Consider the following 20324-nt stretch of genomic DNA (forward strand, 5'->3'; position numbering starts at 1 on the left):
TATATAAAAAAACTCCTTCTATAGGTTGCTTCAATCTGAAGTACCAGACCCCTGTGGCCGGGGTAGGGTAGAGGTCCATCCTGTGGCCCTGTGGAGGCTACGACCCGAGTTCGATTCTCGGTCCCGGCCCTAATTATTTTTATATCTTTTTCTTACCTTTTAACTAGTATTTTTGATTCTGTGTATATAATTTCTTTACCCCCTCACTTACCCCTCTTGCATAGATGCCCTTCACTATTTTTAACACACATTTATAATATGGACTAATTATCTAAAAAACTTAAGATCCATAACTGTACTGGTAGAAAAGGATAGGGACGGGCGTGAAATCTCGATATTACTTACAATTTATCCGTAATTTACCTGCAATTTATCTAGAATTTACCTACAATTACCCAACAGTTTATCTAAAATCTACCTGAATTTACCTGTAATTTATATCTAACTGTAGTATACTTTCGATTATCAAGCAAATGGAAACAAGAATTGACATGAAAGCACTTATTATAGATGGCTATGTGGATGAACCTGCCTGTCTTGGGGTTCCTCCTTACTTTTCTCCCTACCCACGTTATATAGCAGGCGCTCTCAGAGAACGCGGACTCTCCGAAAAGGATATTCATTACCTGACCATTGACACTCTGCGCGAAAACCCTCCCGGAGCAAGGGAATTTATAGGAAAAACAGACCTTGTTATCATTATAGCAGGCATGACCGTGCCAGGTAAATATCTTCAGGCTTCTCCAATCACACTAGGGGAAATTGAGACAATCTTCCGGACTGCACACGGGGTAAAAGTAATAGGCGGTCCTATCAGGCTCGGCTTCAGCAGCGAAGGTGGAAGGGCTGCAAAAGGTACTGAAGGCGGAATAAACTTTGAAAGCGCCGTACTTGCCAGAATGGATCTCGAAGCTTTTGTTTATGATCTTTTTAAGGATGACATTACCGGACATTCTCCTGTAAAGCTCAGAAATCCCGAGGCTGTAGAGCACCGCTTCAGGACCACAGCCGAAATCGGACGCTGGGGGCCCAAAGGGGCTTTTTTGATCAGGCAACACCCTGATTATCCTTACTGCATGTGCGAGCTTGAGACCTACAGAGGTTGCGGCAGACAGGTTCACTGCTCCTTTTGTACAGAACCTTTTTACGGGTCTTCCGATTATCGCCCAATAGAAGATTTAATTTCCGAGACATCCTCCCTTTACTCCCACGGAGCCCGCTATTTCAGGATTGGTAGGCAGCCTGATCTTTTTTCCTATCGCGGCAAGGATACTGGAGGGCCTGTCCCCAAGCCCAATCCAGAGGCCATTGAAAGGCTATACAGAGGAATCCGAAACTCAGCTCCAGAGCTGTCTGTGCTTCATATGGACAATGCAAACCCTATTACTCTCGCAACTTATCCTGAAGAGTCTGAGCAGATCCTGAAGACGATAATTAAGTATCATACCGCAGGAGACGTGGCGGCTTTTGGAATGGAAAGTGCTGACAGGGCAGTAATTGAGGCTAATTTCCTGAAAGCAACTCCTGAGGAGGTCTTTGAGGCGATTAAACTTGTGAACAGGCTTGGGGCTGTTCGAGGAGCAAACGGGCTTCCCGAAATTCTTCCGGGCATCAATTTTGTGCATGGGCTGATGGGCGAGTCCAAGAAAACCTTCCAGCTTAACTACGACTTTCTTCAGCATGTGCTAGATTCGGGATTGCTCCTGCGTAGGATCAATGTTCGTCAGGTCATGGCTTTTCCGGGGACCCCGATGTATGGGAGAGATGAAGCCACAAGGAAGCACAAGAAACTTTTTTTGGATTATAAGGAACGGGTAAGGAAGAATATTGATCTGCCAATGTTGCGGCGTGTTGTACCCGAAGGTACTATACTCAGGAATGTAATGTGTGAAGTTCACGAAAAAGGAGTTACTTTTGGTCGGCAGCTTGGTTCATATCCTCTGCTTGTTGGAATTCCTGCTTCTCTGACTTTGAGGAAATTTACTGACATTACGGTCACAGGGCATGGAATGCGCTCGATTACCGGCATACCTTACCCTCTGCCTATCAACAACGCTTCTCCCAATCTCATCAGGGAACTTCCTGGACTTGGCAGGAAAGCTGCTGATTCAATAATCGCCGGAACTCCCTATACAGGCAGAGAAGATTTTCTCAAGCGTGTAAGTGAAGGGGATAAGTTGCTCCGGTTTATTGAGATCTAATACTTTTTAAATTTCAGTTTTTCAGTTTCGATATCTTGGCCCAGTTACTAGATTCATAGAGTTGGATTCATGCTGTCTGATGCCAGAAATTGATGATTAGCAGCCTTTAAACTTTTCTGGCTCAGAATTTACCGTAGTCTCAGGCGGTTGTTTAAAGGGCTCTTCTATATTCATAATTTTTTAATAGAGCCCTCTTTCTTTTACACAAACACCTATTTATCCAATCGAGAATTATTTTTACTTGGGGATTTTTGGAGGGAATTTTGTTGAGCAAGAGCACGGAGAATTTATATAGGGCAAAGATTGCTTTTCAACTCAGTTTCATTGTCTGGGTCATGCTTGTGATTCTCATTTTCTATGCTACGTTTGAGGCAACGACCAAAATGTACGGCACTTTTTTTCTGCTGCTTGTAGTTGTTATATTCACTCCTTTTCTGCCGGATGGGGCAGGTTATGAGGAAGGGTAAGCCGAAGTAAATAGGTGAATCTGGACTTTTCTATCAGTACAACTGTTAGTGACGGTAATTTTCAAAATTTTACTTTTCTATAAAAAATTCTCTTTATTGCCTCAGCCGTAAATATGTAAAGTCCTATTATGGCTCCAACAATTAATATAACCTTCAAAGGCAGGGGTTTGAAGCCAAAGAGTGCTGCAAAAGGAGTTAGCGGGAAGCAAAGAGTAAGGACTAAAATGAGCATAGTGGCCACCAGTAGATATTTTCCAGGTTTGCTTTTGAAGAAAGGTTTTCGACTCCTGATTACCAGGACTATCATTGATGCCGAAATAACAGATTCTATAAACCAGCCGGTTCTGAATTGTTCTATCATACCCGGTAGCAGGAGAATCAGAATACCGAATGTCAGGTAGTCGAAAACCGAACTGGTAAAGCCAAATACCATCATAAACTTACGGATGAAATTTATATTCCAGCGATGTGGCTCTTCAATCAGTTCTTTATCAACGGTATCAGTGGCTATTGTCATTTCTGGAAAATCAGTCAATAAATTAGTTAGCAAGATCTGTGTGGGCAGCAGGGGAAGAAAAGGAAGGAAAAGGGATGCTCCTGCCATGCTGAACATATTCCCAAAGTTGGCACTGGTAGCCATGAAGACATACTTCAGGGTATTGGCAAAGGTTTTTCGTCCGCCTTTGACACCTTCTACAAGGGCATCCAGGCTCTTTTCCATCAGCACAATATCTGCAGCTTCTTTGGCGACATCTGCGGCACTATCAACTGAAATTCCTACATCGGCTGCATGAAGAGCCGATGCATCATTTATACCATCTCCCATATACCCAACAACGTTTCCTCTCTTCTTAAGTGCAAGAATAATATGTTCTTTCTGATTTGGCTCTACTTCAGCAAAGATGTCAATATCATTTACTTTTCTTACAAGGGCCTCACTTGTCATTTGATAAATTTCGCTTCCGGTTAGAATTCTTGAGGCTTTAAATCCTACTTCCTTACTAATACTGGCAGCCACAAGTTTGTTATCTCCGGTAATAATTTTCAGGGAAATTCCAAGTTGTTCCATGTTTTCTATCGTTTTTGCAATGTCTGGCTTCAGCGGGTCAAAAAACAAGAGAAATCCGAGAAAGGTCATTCCATCTTCCTGCTCTTTTTCGATTTTAGTCTGCTTGTCCATGTCCCTGTATGCAACTCCAAGTGTTCGAAACTCTTTTTCGCTGAACTCCTTGTATTGCTGCTCGATTTTGTCCTTGACCTCTGAAATTTTCACAGTTTTTCCAGGCTCTATTTCTGCTAAGGTGCAGACCTCAAGAATACTCGAGAGGGCACCTTTAGTGATCATCAGGCTATTCTCGTTTTTTGAGACAAGAACGCTTAATCGCTTACGCATAAAATCGTAAGGGACCTCGTCCAGCCTTTTATATTCTCCTACATCGAATTTATTATGTGCTAGGATCGCCCGGTCGATAGGGTTTTTAAAACCTTTCTGGTGATAGGCATTGAGACTGGCGTAAAGAAGGATTTTTTCACTCTGGCCTCCTTTCACATCCCGGATAGAATGAAGTTGAAGTTCTCCTTCGGTCAGAGTGCCAGTCTTGTCGGAACACAGTAAATTCATGCTGCCGAGATTCTCAATAGAGGCCAGCCTCTTGACAATGACTTTATTTTGCGCCATCTCTCTTGCGCCGTGAGAAAGGTTAACACTTATAATTGCTGGTAAAAGTTGCGGTGTAAGTCCGACTGCAAGCGCAAGAGAGAAAAGGAAAGAATCCAGAATCGGGCGCTGAAAATAAACATTGATTGCAAAGATGGAAATAACCATCAGCATAGTAACTTCCAGCAGGAAATGGCCGAACTTTGCAATACCTCTTTCAAACTCCGTTTCTGGAGCACTGGTTTTTAACTCTTCCGATATTTTTCCGAACTCAGTTTTTTTCCCTGTAGCTACTGCAAGTGCTTTTCCACTTCCGCTTTCCACACTGGTTCCCATCCAGAGCGAGTTTGTACGCTGTGCAAGAGGGGTTTCTGCGTTCAGGGTTTTTGTTGATTTTTCCACTGGGTAGGTCTCTCCGGTGAGGGTAGCTTCATTGACAAAAAGTCCCTTTGATTCCAGAATCAGGCAATCTGCAGGAACTATATCGCCTGCACCAAAGATTATTACGTCTCCAGGTACTATTTGTTCTATAGGAATTTCCTTTCCTTTACCATCCCTTAATACTGTTGCCTTCACCTCGACTGCACTGAGCAATTTTTCAAAGGCATCTGCAGCTCCTTTCTCCTGCCAGAATCCAAGTAAACTGCTAATCAGGATGATGGTTACAATAATTACAGTATCTGTAGTATCACCAAGAAAGAAAGATAGTCCTGCTGCAAAAAGTAAAATAAGAATAATCGGACTCTTAAATTGGGAAAGTAAGATTGTAAGGGTATCTGAACTTTTTTTTGGTTTAAGGAGATTGGCACCATATTTTTTAAGGCGTTCATTACTTTCTGAGCTACTAAGACCTTCAGCTGTTGTTTGAAGCCTCTGTATCATTTCCGGCACAGGAACGCTCCAAAATTCAGAATTACTCTGTTCTTCCGTCAACAGACTCTCTCCTTCTTGCCTGTCTATCTTTTTTCTCAAGCCTCCGTAACCCTCAGGAGTGTAGTAAGTTCTTCCCCTTCCCTTCCAATGGTTGAAAGTTCTCTCAAAATTTCCGACTTCTCAAGATATTTCTCTGTCCTCATCCCTTCTGGTTCTTCGATCTTGATGGTAATTTCCCCTTCAGTATATCCTTTTTCAAGGCATTCCGTTACCAGTTTTCCGTATATTGAAGCAATCAGTTTCAGGCAATCAAAAACCCTGTTTTCTTCAATGACGTTTTTTCCGTCAAGCATGATACGCCTGAGACTCTTCGATCCCATGAATTCAGTGAAGAACCCCCTTAACTTTATTATGAAAGCATTGACTGAATCGCTATTTAAGGCGGCATTCAGTTCTTCATCTCGCGTTATTTCATAATCCCTGTGCATAATAAGGAAGGCTTTCTCATCCGAAGAAATTATGAACCTGTTTTCCGCATCTTTGTCTTCGAGCACAGCTCTAAGGTTGTTTCCCTCATATTCGATATTCGTGATATGAAAATCAGATACATCGAGTCTCTTTACTTTCTTTTCTCTGGATAAAATTCCACTCTTTGACCATAGCGGCAAAGTTAGGTTTTGCAGGTCTTTTACCTTCAGGGTGTCCTGTGTAAACATGAGTTCAAATTCATACTGCAGGTTGTCAATAAAACTAATCTCTTTTCCCCTCAGCTTTTTATCCTCTATGAATGCATAATACGTATTTTGAGCTCCATAAATACTGTCTTCAAAAAAAAGACTAAGGGTTGAGAGTATCCTTGTGTCAAGTTGCTGCAGTTCCATGAGATCCAATTTATTCTCCTTGTCGAGATCTGAAAGTTTTTCGTTTTTCTTTGTCAGCGCCACGCTTGAGGACGCCTCAAGTGTTCTTTCTTTGACCTCAAGAATTTCAGCTGCATCTACTCCGGCCGCGCGGGTTTCAATACAATCTCTTATTTCCTTCTCAAATAGGTCTATTTCTTGAATCTTTTTTTCGAAGATTGCACGCCTTTCTTGATTTTCATTTTTTATCACGATAGCTGATTTTTCCAGAGGTATGATTTCTTTTGAAATCGCTATGAAATTCTGCATATCTTGAATAAAGTCTCTCTGAACTGGAAACTCAGTAGAATTCTGGAATGTATATCGAATTTTAAACCCCCCATTCCTTCCGCATAAAAAGTGTTTTTATTAAATTATGTTTTTTCAACATTTTAAGTTTATCAGCTTAGGTTTTGAAAATGGTAATGTGGTTTTCTTTCAAGAGTTTCTTAATCTCAAGATTTTAAATATCTCAAAAATCTTTTTCAAAACAAAACCTTTTACTCTTTAAATCTTCTACTTTTAGGATCTAATATCTTTTATTTTTCTACTATGCCTTAAATAGATCTAGATTTCTCAACTCCAATAATCCAAACAACTTTTATCAAAATATACCCCATTCTTTTTTAGTACAGAATAAATAAACTTATTCTATACTGTCAGAAAGATTTATATCAGTTATAGTGCAATCTTAGCTATATTATCATTCTAAGATAATATACAGAGATGTGTACTCTGCATTAAATCAAACGCTTACAGTCGGTGGAAATTTAGCTCACAACAAATCCCCACCTTTTGATAACAGGTACATATCTCACGCTCAGAGCTGTTTAGTCAGCACTGACACAAAACGGATTATCAACCTCCCTGAGCAGCAAAAACCAGTGAGGTTAATACTTGCCGCATCAGGATTAATGTTACCCCACTTCTACCAAACACGATTTCGGAGAAGCGTTGGGTTTCTTGTCAACCGAACAGATAATATCAATATCAATCTAATTATATAGAGGGGGTTGGGTTGAAAAATAGGGGTAAATTATAATCTACAGTTGTCAAACAGTGTTAATTTATTTTCCAACTGGGGCTCATAACCTTCTGATATATTCATACTGTTTGTCAGAATTATTTTGATAGCTGGGATCTGCTATATCTTCCAACTATATAATATTATTAACAAAGATTTATTCGATATCTAAACTGGAAGAATATTGGATATTTGCGGAATCTAGGTGTAAATATGAAACAAAGATTGATACTATTTAGTGCACTGCTAATTATGTCCCTTTTACTAGGGGTAGCAAGTGCAGCTGAAGAAGATACAGACATTAATGTCACATACAGTAAAACCAATGTTATACCGGGAGATGTTGTAACCATCACCGCTGATTTCAATACATCTGTTGATCACGCCAACATATCGATTACTAACGATATGAGTTCATCTAATGAGTCGATGGATTCACTGGATACTGATGATAATTCCTTTATTTTTAACTATACTGTTCCAGTGGAGATAATAAGTGACCCTATGGATGTAGACATATCTGCATTTGATGTAAACAACACTCTGCTGCTGAATGGCGAACCTGCAAAAGACATTGAAGCACTTGCGTTTAATGTTAGTGGTGACTATTTAAGCATTGATATCGCACTCAACAGAACTGGTACTTTTAGGCCAGGAGACATTGTAAATATCATAGCCAATTTCAGTAGGCCTGTAGATCATGCCAATATATCAATTGGCACTGGCTTACCCGGAGTTAGTAATGTAAAATTAGTAGGCGCTGATTCAGTGACTGATGTTCCGATGGATAAAGTAGATGGTGACACCTTTGCTTATAACTATCCGATTCCAGCGGATGCAAATGGTCCGTTGGATATAGGCGTATCTGGCTTTGACGATTTGGGTAATCTGCTAGGCGATGGATCTTTCCCTGGTGAAATTGGAGTTGGTGATCCATACATAACGGTAATTAGCCCTAACTCCGAGTTTGCCAACGAAAAATGTGTCAAATTCAATTTCACTGCATACGATTCTGGATACGGTCAAACTGGAGGTGAAGTTACTTACACATTCTATCTCGATGGTATCGCAAAGAATAACGGGGTTATAACCTCTGGCTCATATAAAAAACTTGAGTTTGAGCTGGCTGACGGTTCTCACACATGGGAAGTTAAAACCAGGGATAATTACGGAAGCGTACACACGACCGGCTCTCGTGTTTTGTACGTGGACACTAAATGTCCCAGTGTAAAACTTGTTTCCCCTCTAGATTGCTCCAAAGAGGTAATAAATGACGCAACTGAGTTCAACTTCACCTGTGAGGATGCTTTAGCTGCTCAATATACTAACCTTGGCCTGACATATACACTGTACATAGATGGACAAGTTGCTAAGCGTTACGGAGGTTACGGAAATAATATTACTGGAACTGCAAGTTCCGGGGTGCCTGTGACCGAGGAAGTTCAACTTACTGATGGTGCTCACAACTGGTCGGTTTCAGTTCAGGATGGAGCCGGAAACAGCGCTAATAGTGAAGTCAGGAAATTCTATGTAGACCTTAACGGGCTTACAGTGAACATCGATACTCCTGATGGAGGATACGTTTCTGCTAACCCGACGTTCAACTTCACTGTTACAGGAAATACAGGAGATAACGGAGGATCATGGCCACCTTTCGAGATCGGGAATGAATCAGGGATACCAGGAGCAGGACTACCTTTTACCTATAAACTTCTCGTTGACGGTAAAGAAATAGCGGCAAGTTGCAACTGCGACTGCGACTGTAAAGGAGGATATAGCGGTCACGAAGGAGAAAATGGCTGCGTGAAATGTACTGAAGGAAAGTGCGACGGGAGTTGCTTCGTCGTCGGTAAAGACATCTATTCCATAAAAGCTTCGGTACCAGATGGAATTAACAAAAACTGGACAGTAGCTGTCACCGACAGTACAACCGGCAAAACCTACCAGCCTTCTGTGAAGTATTTCTCCGTTGACAGTGTTGCCCCGGCTTGTGTAGCAAACCTGAAAGTTGAAGATACGCCGGGTGAAACTAACTGGACTGACCTGAACAATTCTCCTGGATTATACGTTAGCTGGAATGCAAGCACCGATAAAGATCTTGATTCTAAGCCTTACGGCGTCTTCATTAGCACCTCTAAGCCAAGCTGTATTGAGGATATGGAACAAGTAACCTCTACGTCCGATACGAGTTTGACCATTAAGGACTACGTCGGAAAGCCCCTTATTTATGGCAAGGACTACTGGGTAGCTGTAATTGCTCGCGATAACGCTTCCAACTACGACAAATCCTTTTCCATGTGCGGTCCGGTTCGGACATACGAAGACATGAATATCACGCTTGATGATGGATGGAACCTGAAATCCGTGCCGAAGAGACTCGCTGCTTCATACGACTGTTCGGAATCGGTCTTTGGTGAAGACAGCACAGTTCTCTACTGGGATGGCTCATGTTGGCAATTCCCTGAAACTATCGAGCCATGCAAGGGTTACTGGGTTTATACCAATGAGTCTTGCACGTACAACGTCAAACTTAAGGGAATGTCTTCTGACAGCGGTAAACCTGATGTGCCCGCTTCTCTAACTCTCTGTCCCGGATGGCACATGATAGGACACACCTCTGCATATGCTGCACCTTGGAACATGACTCTGGCTTCTCTCAGTGATAGTGGCAAGGTCTTCAATGGTCTTATCAATATAAACAGTTACAAGTTCTCCAACCTCATAACCTATGGCGGTAATGAAGGTTGGGGTGGCATAATTCCTGAGATGACAGATAGCATGAGCACTGGAGAGCTCCAGTACATGTATGGTACTGATTCTTTGCCAGTTGGAGCACTTCAGTCTGACAGCTATATGGTTCCTGGACAGGGCTACTGGATCTTCATCAAGAATGAAGGCACCTATGCATCCATCGAAAACGTGTACAACATGGATATACTCAAGAATGGTAGCGGTGGAACGGACAACGGCGGTTTTCCGGATAACTTTGATCCAAATGATCCGTCTACTTGGCCGGAAGGCTTTGATCTGAATGATCCGTCTACTTGGCCGGAGGGTTTTGATCCGTCTGCACAGGGCTAATTCCCAGAACAACTGACTTTTCAGCCTTTTCAGGCTGAATGGTTCTTTTTCTTTTTGTTGTTCACATATAATTGGAGGTCTACGATGAATAAAATATTGAAAAATGGCCTTTTAGGAATATCCATAACACTGCTGTTTTTCCTGGCCTTTTCCCAGGGATGTATGGCAACAGCGGATGTTCCTCCATCCCCCCCGATGCTTCCGATGACAGTAACAGGGATTGTTCTTATTGACGGCACGCCTGCTCCTGATGGGACTATTGTTGCAGCTTATCTTAACGGAACAGAGTTTCTCGCAAATACTTCCTCTGGAAATTACTATCTTTTGATTTCTGGGGCTGCCGCAGATAAAGGAAAACTGGTTACTTTTAAGGTAGATGGAAAGGATGCCACAAGCAGTGTTGCCTGGGAATCCGGAGTTATAGTTACTCTCGAGCTACCTGATGGTAAGGCAATCTATTCCGAAACTAATGAAGATAATTCAAATAGCAATTCAAATAGTAATTCAAATAGTAATTCAAAGAGTAGCACAGTTAGTAGCACAAATAGTAATTCAAATTTAAAAACAAGTTCAAAATCTTTGACAGATAATAAAGAACAGGGAGTTTCCGTAGAGAATTCCAAAGCCGATACTGTTGAAAGTTCAGTCCTTGAGCCGAATATGACGGCTTTGAAAAATTCAAGGGAGAATTCCGAAGATAAAGAGGCAGTAAAGTCAGAGGTGGCAGAACCATCCAAAAGTTCTCCTAAACCAGAAAGTGCTCCAGGTTTCCTTATTGCCTATGCGGTTTCAGGCATACTTCTGCTTGCTTTCGGATCCAATTTCGGGAGGGGATCTAGAAGGAATCCCTGAAGGACTTTTTGAAAAAAAGTCTGCATGATTAACGGTAAAATTTCAAGGTGACATGATGACGATCAAGGACAAACATTTAAAAGTTTTATCATGCCTGGTTATTCTACTACTGGGCATGTTATTTGTTCCGGCCGCATCTGCCAGCAGTTCTTCTTCAGATATTCCTCCTATCCCCAATGTGTTTAAAGGAAATCTGAAAGGAGATGCTGAACACGCGGGTCCCGGACTCGTAATCTCTGCATATATAGATTCAAAGCTTGTTGGCTCGAACACTCTTACAGAAGTTGGAGAGTACGAATTGGCAGTTAACGGTACCGGGCAAGATAACGGAAAAGCGATAACCTTCAAGCTAGGAGGTGTTGCATCTGAGCCTGTTTCCGTGACCTATAAACACGGAGATGTGCCAGTTAAACTTGACCTGACATTCAATGGAGACTTTATACCCCCTACTATAGAAACCTTATCTGCATTCCCTACATACATCCTTAATGATGGAAAGGATTTCTCGACTGTCAAGGCAAGGGTTGTAGATGACTCTGGAATCAAATCAGTTACTCTCGACCTTTCCCCCATATCTCAGGGCGTGGTTTCATTAAAGTCAGAGGGTGGAGATCTATATACCTATGATATAACCAGTACTGAAGCAGGTGAGTTCAAATTCCAATTCATGGCTGCGAATCCCTCAGGAAACAGTGTTGTGGATAAAGACAGAATTTCTATCACTATACTGAGAGAAAATCAACTCGCAACAACGTTTGGGGGCTCTGACGGGATCTTCTCTCCTGAGGAAATTGCGGTTCTTGTAAAGAATAATAACGTATCCAGCGGGGTTAAATATGCAGTTCTGGGCACATACTTTGCTGATGGGTGGGATCGGATATGAAACGGAATGGATTTAAATTTGTTCTTATACTGCTCCTGGCCCTGACTCTATATGCTACCCCGGCTTCTGCAGGTAGTGCACAAAGGACTTTACCTAATTCGGTAAGTCCCAATCAGGAGTTCCAGGTAGCAGTCAATGTAGCTGACTATGGTGCTGCCGGACAGGTAATTGAAAAGCTTCCTGCCGGCTTCACATTTGTTAGTTCTACCCTACCGGAAAGAGCTGTAACTAAAAATGGCAGTGAAGTTTCCTTCCTGCTCATGACTGAAAGGAGTTTTAGCTACACTCTGAAAGCTCCGGCAACAACCGGTACATACAAAATTGTAGGAATTTTAAGAGATATTAACAAAACTGAGTTCTCTGTCAGTCCTGCCGACTGTTCAATTACTGTGAGTCAATCTTCCAACGGTGGCTCAGGTGGCTCAGGCGGTTCAGGCCATTCGGGTGGCTCAGGCGGTTCAGGTGGCGGAGGCGGTGCTTCAGCCGAGCCCCAGAGCAATGTTGAAGTCAAAGAACTATCCAAGAAAACGGTCACCTCTGGAGAGCGTGTAAAATTCGAGTTCCCACAGGGTGTAACCTGCATAAGGTATGTGGAGTTTGATGCCAAAAAGAGTATGGGAAAAGTCACTACTATTGTCGAAATGCTGAAAGGCCAGTCCAAGCTGGTTTCGGGCCTGCCAGAAGGCTCTATTTATAAGAACGTGAACATCTGGGTAGGTTCAGGAGGAATCGCAAATTCCGATAACATCGCAAACGCAGTTGTCGGCTTCAGAGTCGAAAAGTCCTGGCTTGAGAAATGCGGAGCTGATGAATCGTCTGTAGCTCTCTGGAACTACAATAAAGCTTGGAGCAAACTTGAAACTAAAAAAGTTGGTGAAGACAGCACCTATGTCTTCTTCGAATCCAAAACTCCGGGTTTCGGACCATTCACAATCGTAGTACCCGGTGAGAGCATAAAAATCAAATCTCCCGATTCGACAACCTCCACTCCTAAAAACAATTCCAAATCGAATCCTGCAGATGATGCAGAAAAACCTGACAAGAGCTTTATCCCGGGTTTTGAGTCTGCAGTGACCATTGGAATCCTTGGAGCTGTGTACCAGATTATGAGAAGAAAGTAAAAAAGTACTAAATCTCAAAATAAATTTTAGTTTAAAGCAGCATTCAAAGCTGCTTATATTCCTTTTTTAACTCTGTTCTCCAGTATTCTCCTGTTTTCTCACATGCTGCTCTTTGGAAAACAGTAATTTTACCCGTTGTCATATTCTTACTTAAAAAGGGTTGTGACCACGCCGTCACGCTTATTTTGATCATATATTTGCTCTTTTGAGCGGCAGTAAAATGGTTTTCAGGGTGCCGAAAAACACAACTCTGCTGCCGAAAAAGATTCCATCCTCCCGAGACTGGACTCGGGTTGATAATAATACATCAGCCGGGATTCGAACCCGGGTTCGAGCGTTGGCAACGCCCGGTGATAACCACTACACTACTGATGTTCGAAGCTTACAGGATTCCCCTCCGTTTTATATTATATATTTTCTAGCTAATTAAGTTGACTCTAATTAAGTTGACTCTAATTAAGTTGACCCCTGATAGATTTTCGGGGAATGTGTTTTATAATATTTTATGTCTAGAGACACGTATACTTATTCTTCATTTTCTTAAAACTATCTTTTACTGAAAATTAAATTAGCTGTGGGAAAGAGTGTAAAAGAAGAAAACTTTGGTTAGCTCTAAAAAGATACATACCTTTTGCTTATATTCAATAACAGGAAGTATCCTTGAAAAAATCACCTTGTTAGTAGGTACATAAAAGTACAAACAAATTTCAATGAATTAAAAATAGGCTGTCCATCATTAGCGGTTGATGTTTTCATTATTGATTCTCTAGTGCTAGAAATGCCTTATTTTTCGTGTATCAAGCAGTTACTAACCTTACTGAATTGCAAAAAAGGTATGTTGCGCCACTAAAAATGTTTTGGAAATAACATCAACTAATTAATAGTACATGACCATTTGATTTTGGTTATTTGATTTTGGTTATATCTGAAAGTAGTTGACGTTTTCTGTTAAAATTGCATTTCTTGATTACAAACCACAAAATGGGGCACAGATGAGTGTAGATGGATTATCCACATGCATATGTGTTTATCTGCAATTTCAGTTAAAATGTAGGTTTTCTACAGAGCCATAATACTATAAGTTTTTATGTCATGAATACAAGAGGTTAAATAGTAATATGAAAGACAGCTTCAAACAAAAATCATCGATTCCTAATAAATATTTAATTTTGATTGCAGGCCTCGTTTGGATGTTTGCTGGAACAATGGTAATAGAGACTGGATTACCATATTTTATAAATCAAGGGAGATATACTTTTAGTGTTTTTTTAGCCGCTTCAGTATTTTCAGTGTTTTATTTTCTCATTTTCTCTAAATTAGTTGAAAAGCACACGACTCGAATAAGTAAAGATAATAGAAAGAAAATGTTTGTTATGGAATTTTTTGATAGAAAGTCATACCTGATTATGGTGGTAATGGTATTAGGTGGAATTACTATTCGAAAATTTAGTCTTTTGCCAGATTTTGACATAGGATTCTTTTATGTTGGGATTGGTTTGGCATTGTTCTCGTGTGGCATGAAGTTTGTATATAAATTTAAGAATTCGTCTTTGTGATTAAATAATCTTGAAGAGTTATCTATATGGCCTGTCTTAGTCTATATATGTCGATTACAAGCATTCTTACAAAACCTAAGGTAACTTGAAATTATAGTCTTAAAATTCGGTGCTTCCTATTTAATCATTTAGTATTTTTGAGACTCCTGTAGTTTTACAACTCTGTTAATTTCCATTTCTTATTATTAATTCTACACTTTTGTGCAGGTGTTCTCTTTTCCAAAACTCCATATTTCATGTAAAAACTCTTCGGTTATTGAATATGCAAAGTTTTATATTATCAAGCCAGTATAGACTGGCATCCTTCATGCTCTGGCAGCATGTGCTAATTTGATCTTTCAATTCAATCTTTTGATTTATTGAATTTTTGAGTGATGGATTTTGAGCGAGCTTGAGAAACTAATAAATCTTGCAAAAAACGCAGCCGAAAAAATCCGGAAACACAGCTTTGTACGTGTAGTCTCACATAATGATGCTGACGGGCTGACCTCAGCCGGGATAATGGCACAGGCCCTGCTGCGGGCAGGCATTTGTTTCCAGCTTTCGATAGCTGGAAGACTGGATGAAGCTGTGATTGAAGATGTGAACAAGAGCATCTCTAGGGATGAACTTGTTATTTTCTGCGATATGGGCAGCGGGCAACCTGAACTTATAGGTAAGGTGGCAGCCGATGTTATAGTGCTTGATCACCACCAGCCTGTAGGGCAATCTCCGGCAAAAGTAGTTGTAAACGCCCATCTGGTTGGAATCGATGGGGCAACTGACATCTCGGCTTCTGGCACCTGTTACCTGGTAGCTAGAGAACTATCAGCCAATAACGTTGACCTCTCAGGACTGGCCCTTGCAGGCGCAGTCGGAGACAAGCAGCTCTTTCACACGGCTAATGCCTTCATCTTGGAAGAAGCCTTAAAAGCAGGGATTGTGTCTATCCGAAAGGGACTCAAAGTGGGTGATGGAGATCTTGTAGACGTACTTTCATACAGTACCGAACCTTTCCTGGATATAACTGGTTATCCTGAAAAAGTTACAGAATTTTTGAACCAGCTAGGGCTTTCAGGAAAGATTGAAAACCTATCTGAGGAGGAAGTCTCAAGGCTTGCCAATGCTGTCGCCCTAAAACTTGTCAGGCAAGCAAGCCCGGAAGCTATTGAAGCTGTTATAGGAGAAGTTTTACTGCTAAACCAGGAGCTTGTAAGAAACGCTTACGATTTTATCTCTATTCTTAACACATGCGGAAAGCAGAAAATCTATGGGCTAGCTATTTCTCTCTGTCTCAAAGATCATGAGATTGTCAATGAAGCTCTCTCTTTTAAAAAAGAGCATGAGCAGAAGCTCACATTGGATGTCAGGGAAAATGTAGAAAGAATTCGCAAAGGTGAGAATCTATGGTACGTTATTACCGTTGATGCCCTTTCTACAGGGAGCCTTGCAAGCACGGTTGTCCGATACATTCATCCCGAACTTCCATTTATTTGCATAAATGAATCCGAAGGTATCCTTAAAGTCTCTGCAAGAGGCACTCGTGAACTTGTCTCAAAGGGCCTTGATCTTGCTTTTGCCCTGAGGGAAGCTGCAGGTGCAGTTGGTGGAAGAGGAGGCGGGCACAGTGTAGCTTCTGGGGCTGCAATCCCTCTTGGAAGTGCAGAGGAATTCCTGAGCATTGCAGATCGAATCATAGGTGACCAGCTCCAAAAGGACGGAACAAGAAATTAAAAGTGATAAAAATAAAAAGTTGGAAAAAAGATGGAATCTCTATGAAAATCACAGGTAAAATTGAATTTCCAGATCCCGACTCAAGAAGAAACGCTGTGAAAATCCTGCAAGCTCTTTCTCCAGATAACCTTAGAAGCATGGAAAGTGAAATCAGTAATGATAGAGTTGCTGTCCAGTTTCATTCTGAGAAAATAGGCTCTCTTCTTGCAACGGTTGATGATTTTCTCATGAATGTTAAAATTGGGGAAGGGATCGAAGAGGCTTTGGAAAAAGAAGATAAAGTACAGGAAAGTTAAATTTACCTACAAACTTTCTTTTTTCCCTTTATTTTTCCTTCTTTTTTCTTCTTTTTTATTTTCTTTGATTTTACCTATTTTTCTATTATTGAGTTTCTTCCTTTCTCTTTTCCTTTTTTTTCTCTTGTTTTTCCGTTTATTTTTGCTTTGTTTCTCTATTTACCTTCTATTTTTATCTCGGGAGTCATCATTCCCCTGAACCTTCCCGCCAAAGCTGTATTAGTTCTTTTAGCCTCTCATCCGTGAGTTCTGCTCCTGTTTCCGGGATTTGTAACCTATTGCAATATATATGGATAGCTTCCTGTAGCTCTTCAATGCTTATGTTTTCTCCCTCTTGAGAAGTAGGGCTATCCCAGGGGTTCCAGGTATGAACTGTCCAGTTCCAGCTCTGTATAACTTTTTCGTCTCCGATTCTGGCAATTGCTTTGACATTATAAGAGCCTGGTGAGCGGATAACCTCCGTGTATGAACTATTCTTAACGCGGAATTTGAAGCCCCTGCTTTCCTCATTCAGATACCAGCTTATATTGCAGGGATAGTTTGTACTGACACTAAACTCCTGCTTTTCTCCTTCATAGGTTATAACATTCCCTCTAGGGTTGACAGAATTAATTGAAAGGGGAGACACTTTTATATAACCATGTTTTGTCTCTGTGTCAGATCCTTTATTGTTAGTGATAGTTAGAGAAACGGTATAAATCCCATAAGACCCGTAGGTGTAGGTCGGATTCTGGGCTATTGAGTCAATTCTTCCGTCGCCGTCGAAATCCCATTTCCAGGAAAAGGCATTGCTGGAGAGGTCTGTGAACTGGACTGTAAGAGGATACACTCCTGATGTAATATTTGAAGAAAAGTCAGCTTCAGGAAGCTCATTACTTGTTGTAAAAGCTTTAATGCAAAGGTTTGCTTCCGAATTACTTGATATATCTTCCCACCTGACCCCATTAGGACTCACATAACTTTCTCCGGGATTGGCCTGGGCCTTGCTGCTATAACGGGCTATAGGCTCCTCAACTGCAAGAGGACCTAAAGCCGAGGGATTTGTGAATTTTATAACTATTGAAAATCTCTCTCCGGCATGTACTGGCACTGCCGAATTAAGTACATGTGTATGGTATCCTGGTAATGAGTATCGGCCACTTTCCTTTACAAAGTATCGCTGTCCTGAATTCACAGGCCCAGAAACGGGGTTTTTGTAGACATACAACTCATAAGCCGTATTAAGGTCTGTAGTGTAGAATCCTATGGCTTTAAGGGTTTCGTTCCTTTCCGAGGAGAAAACATTGCCTCCCCAGGCAACCAGGCTTCCTTCATATTGTTTTGATACTATCCATCCCAGAGGGTCATACTGGTAGACATGGTCGTAATTATCCTGACTTTCAGCTGTGAATGCGGCGTTTTCGTTGTATCCGAGTTTTGTGTCATAGTAGGAAATATAGCAGTACCCATCATCTCCCCAGGTATCACCCCAGCTATTTTTCACTATAAAAGCCCCGTTTCCGGGAGGAACCTGCGTAAAAGAATTCCTGTCAAAAGAATCATCCCATCCCACAATGGTTACGGCATGATTGACAGCTAGGTTCCCTGTATATCGATAAGCATAATTTCTTTGCTGATAATATCCAGGATTCCAGTACATTGTGGAGTACACAGCTCCATAGTTAAGAATTGCTTTCTTGAGAATTTCGTTACCCAGGGGTTCTGTCTTTTTAGGCAGGAAAAGTGCCTCTTGCACATGTTTCTGTACGGAAAGTCCTGTAGGTGAATAGGAAGAGGAATCACTATAAGGATCTTCGGATTCATTCACAGGTCCGCTCCAGCGGGAAAGATACGCTGTTGATATGAACGCATTGCCACCGTCTTCTGCAGTAAGATCAAAACCCTGAAAATAGCTTTTTGAGATAAGATTTTTCATATTGTTTTCAGAAAAATCATAGTTTTTTCCTTCTTTTCCCAGGATATAAGATTCAAGAGACGCAATACTTGAAAAAGCCCAGCAGCTTCCATCTTTTCCCTGGTTCTTTGCGGCTGTTACTTTTCCCTCTTTGCGCAGGTCATAAACAGCCGGAATGTCTGAACCTGAGGCTCCAAGCAAAGGTCTTCCTTCAGAGCTTGCGAGTCCCGACAGGTCTACAGGCGAGGGCTTATATCCTGTGCCTAAAAGCTGTCCGTAACTACTCACAAAAGAAAAAGTTTCAATTGATCCAGGCTGCTGGTCTTCCAGAAAGTCAGGGTTCATCGGGGCCGTTTCAATCATGGGTTCAGCCATGGATTCAGCGGAAAATGTGCAGTTCTGTACTATTTCAGGGTCTTCGGCACTTCCTGCAGCAAAACCCGGGCTTCCCGGCAGGCACAAAATCAAAACCATAAAAATAAGCAGAAAAGATTTTAATTTTTTAAGTAGGGAGAATTTTGTTCTTTTCAAGATCTTTGGCCTCGGCGAGATCGTCTCCTGGCGAGCCTGTATATGCTTTTTTGGAGCTTGCCGGGATGTAAATCTTTATCATTGGATATAATTCTTTATCATTATTTTATAACTGAATTATAGGACTATTTATGAAATTTGTCTATAAGTCTTTTTCCAACATATTATAATTTTTTACCTCGAAACCAAACTTTTTCTCCTATGAGCGATTTAAAAACACTAAATTTGGACCAAAGATTTACAAAATAAACTCTAAATTTTTTTAATACGATAAATTACTGAATATAAAAAAGGTTGTAAGTAGTACTAAAAATTTTAATTTCACTATCTTACTCCCATTTCAGTTAATTGATTTTTATAAACTATTGTGTTGAGGCTGTTTTCCAATAGAAAGAAACATTACTATTGTCCTTCCATAATTTAATAGGGGTATATTTTAGGGGTATATTTTAAGGGGGGTGAAAACCTGCTTTCGGAAGTACTTGCAGACCTTGAAAAAACCAGACCTGAAGACCTTAATAAAGAGATCCTTAGAGCTGCCATGATTGCAGAGCTGGACGCTATCAACATTTATGAGCAGATGGCAAATCTGGCAAAAAGCGAAGAAATTCGTAAAGTCCTGCTTGACATTGCCAGAAAAGAGAAAATCCATGTAGCTATGTTTGAAACCGTGCTCCTGCAAACTGACAGGGAGTTTTTGAAAATCTACTCGGATTATGCTCTGGCTAGAAGTAGAAAATAAGTTTCAAATCCGTTTGACATCATATTTCCTATTGATCCTCCATGCTTGAAGAATATGAGAGAAAGAGAAATTTTAAAAAAACACCTGAACCGTCGACCAATGATTTTGGAAAAAGCTCCAACAAACCGATTTTTGTGGTTCAGCGCCATGATGCGCGTAAGCTTCACTATGATTTCCGCTTGGAGATGGATGGAGTTCTGAAAAGCTGGGCTGTGCCAAAGGAGCCCCCAAAGGATGCAGGCACCAGAAGGCTTGCTATCGAGACTGAAGACCATCCTCTGGCATATGCTGATTTTGAAGGTGAAATCCCGGCCGGAGAGTACGGAGCCGGCAAGGTTGAGATCTGGGATAGGGGAACTTTTGAGCTTTTGAAACGTGAGGAAAGGGAAATTGTGGTAGCACTTGAAGGAGATAAACTGAAAGGGACTTATGTTTTAGTCCGGACAAAGTACGGAAAAGGGGAAAAAGGCTGGCTCTTCTTTAAAAAGGTCAACTAAAAGCCGACTAGAACTTAATATTTATGAATAAAACTTA

The 20324-nt window shown here is 41.1% G+C and carries 14 protein-coding genes and 2 tRNA genes; 12 read left to right on the forward strand and 4 right to left on the reverse strand.

What is annotated here, in order from left to right; genetic code table 11:
* Window positions 1–56: 56 nt before the first annotated feature.
* From BP549_RS01280 to BP549_RS01290, 3 genes are all read left to right on the forward strand, one after another.
* A tRNA-His gene (locus tag BP549_RS01280) sits at window positions 57–129 on the forward strand.
* Window positions 130–491: 362 nt separating this feature from the next.
* Window positions 492–2201 (forward strand): radical SAM protein, encoded by a 1710-nt coding sequence (locus BP549_RS01285; RefSeq protein WP_292377514.1) that lies wholly within the window; start codon window positions 492–494, stop codon window positions 2199–2201.
* A 266-nt stretch (window positions 2202–2467) separates the two neighbouring features.
* Window positions 2468–2668 carry a hypothetical protein gene (locus BP549_RS01290; RefSeq protein ID WP_292375633.1) on the forward strand — a complete coding sequence of 67 codons (201 nt, stop codon included), beginning with the start codon at window positions 2468–2470 and terminating at the stop codon, window positions 2666–2668.
* A 61-nt stretch (window positions 2669–2729) separates the two neighbouring features.
* Here the strand turns inward: BP549_RS01290 and mgtA are convergent, their stop codons facing one another.
* Together mgtA and BP549_RS01300 are read right to left on the reverse strand one after the other, a co-directional pair.
* A complete protein-coding gene (gene mgtA / locus BP549_RS01295) occupies window positions 2730–5258 on the reverse strand; it encodes a magnesium-translocating P-type ATPase (RefSeq protein ID WP_292377517.1) in 2529 nt (842 codons plus the stop codon).
* Window positions 5259–5293: 35 nt separating this feature from the next.
* Window positions 5294–6367 (reverse strand): hypothetical protein, encoded by a 1074-nt coding sequence (locus BP549_RS01300; protein ID WP_292377518.1) that lies wholly within the window; start codon window positions 6365–6367, stop codon window positions 5294–5296.
* Window positions 6368–7334: 967 nt separating this feature from the next.
* Here BP549_RS01300 and BP549_RS01305 point away from each other — a divergent pair.
* The 4 genes from BP549_RS01305 to BP549_RS01320 all read left to right on the forward strand — a co-directional run bounded on the left by BP549_RS01305 (window position 7335) and on the right by BP549_RS01320 (window position 13058).
* Window positions 7335–10202: a hypothetical protein gene (locus BP549_RS01305; RefSeq protein ID WP_292377519.1), complete on the forward strand. Its 2868-nt coding sequence runs from the start codon at window positions 7335–7337 to the stop codon at window positions 10200–10202.
* 84 nt (window positions 10203–10286) lie between these two features.
* Complete coding sequence (locus tag BP549_RS01310) at window positions 10287–11054, forward strand: hypothetical protein (protein WP_292377520.1); 768 nt, start codon at window positions 10287–10289, stop codon at window positions 11052–11054.
* Window positions 11055–11169: 115 nt separating this feature from the next.
* Entirely contained in the window at window positions 11170–11937 is a 768-nt protein-coding gene (locus BP549_RS01315; protein WP_292377521.1) for a hypothetical protein, read from the forward strand.
* On the forward strand, window positions 11934–13058 hold the full coding sequence (locus tag BP549_RS01320) for a PGF-pre-PGF domain-containing protein (RefSeq protein ID WP_292377522.1): 1125 nt from the start codon (window positions 11934–11936) through the stop codon (window positions 13056–13058). The genes BP549_RS01315 and BP549_RS01320 overlap by 4 nt, the downstream gene beginning before the upstream one ends.
* 303 nt (window positions 13059–13361) lie before the next feature.
* Here BP549_RS01320 and BP549_RS01325 read toward each other — a convergent pair.
* Window positions 13362–13433, reverse strand: a tRNA-Gly gene (locus BP549_RS01325).
* A 743-nt stretch (window positions 13434–14176) separates the two neighbouring features.
* On the opposite strand from BP549_RS01325, the gene BP549_RS01330 reads away from it, so the two are divergent.
* From BP549_RS01330 to BP549_RS01340, 3 genes are all read left to right on the forward strand, one after another.
* Window positions 14177–14614 carry a hypothetical protein gene (locus BP549_RS01330; RefSeq protein ID WP_292377525.1) on the forward strand — a complete coding sequence of 146 codons (438 nt, stop codon included), beginning with the start codon at window positions 14177–14179 and terminating at the stop codon, window positions 14612–14614.
* 381 nt (window positions 14615–14995) lie between these two features.
* Window positions 14996–16327, forward strand: a complete 1332-nt coding sequence (locus BP549_RS01335; RefSeq protein ID WP_292377526.1) for a single-stranded-DNA-specific exonuclease RecJ — start codon at window positions 14996–14998, stop codon at window positions 16325–16327.
* Between the two features lie 41 nt (window positions 16328–16368).
* On the forward strand, window positions 16369–16623 hold the full coding sequence (locus BP549_RS01340; RefSeq protein WP_292375616.1) for a KEOPS complex subunit Pcc1: 255 nt from the start codon (window positions 16369–16371) through the stop codon (window positions 16621–16623).
* 187 nt (window positions 16624–16810) lie between these two features.
* Here BP549_RS01340 and BP549_RS01345 read toward each other — a convergent pair whose 3' ends face one another.
* Window positions 16811–18991 (reverse strand): lectin like domain-containing protein, encoded by a 2181-nt coding sequence (locus tag BP549_RS01345; RefSeq protein ID WP_292377528.1) that lies wholly within the window; start codon window positions 18989–18991, stop codon window positions 16811–16813.
* A 523-nt stretch (window positions 18992–19514) separates the two neighbouring features.
* On the opposite strand from BP549_RS01345, the gene BP549_RS01350 reads away from it, so the two are divergent.
* Together BP549_RS01350 and BP549_RS01355 are read left to right on the forward strand one after the other, a co-directional pair.
* On the forward strand, window positions 19515–19790 hold the full coding sequence (locus tag BP549_RS01350) for a ferritin family protein (RefSeq protein ID WP_292377561.1): 276 nt from the start codon (window positions 19515–19517) through the stop codon (window positions 19788–19790).
* Between the two features lie 41 nt (window positions 19791–19831).
* Window positions 19832–20287, forward strand: a complete 456-nt coding sequence (locus BP549_RS01355) for a DNA polymerase ligase N-terminal domain-containing protein (RefSeq protein ID WP_292375612.1) — start codon at window positions 19832–19834, stop codon at window positions 20285–20287.
* Window positions 20288–20324: the final 37 nt, after the last annotated feature.

The organism is Methanosarcina sp. UBA289 (assembly GCA_002496565.1).
Lineage (GTDB): Archaea > Halobacteriota > Methanosarcinia > Methanosarcinales > Methanosarcinaceae > Methanosarcina.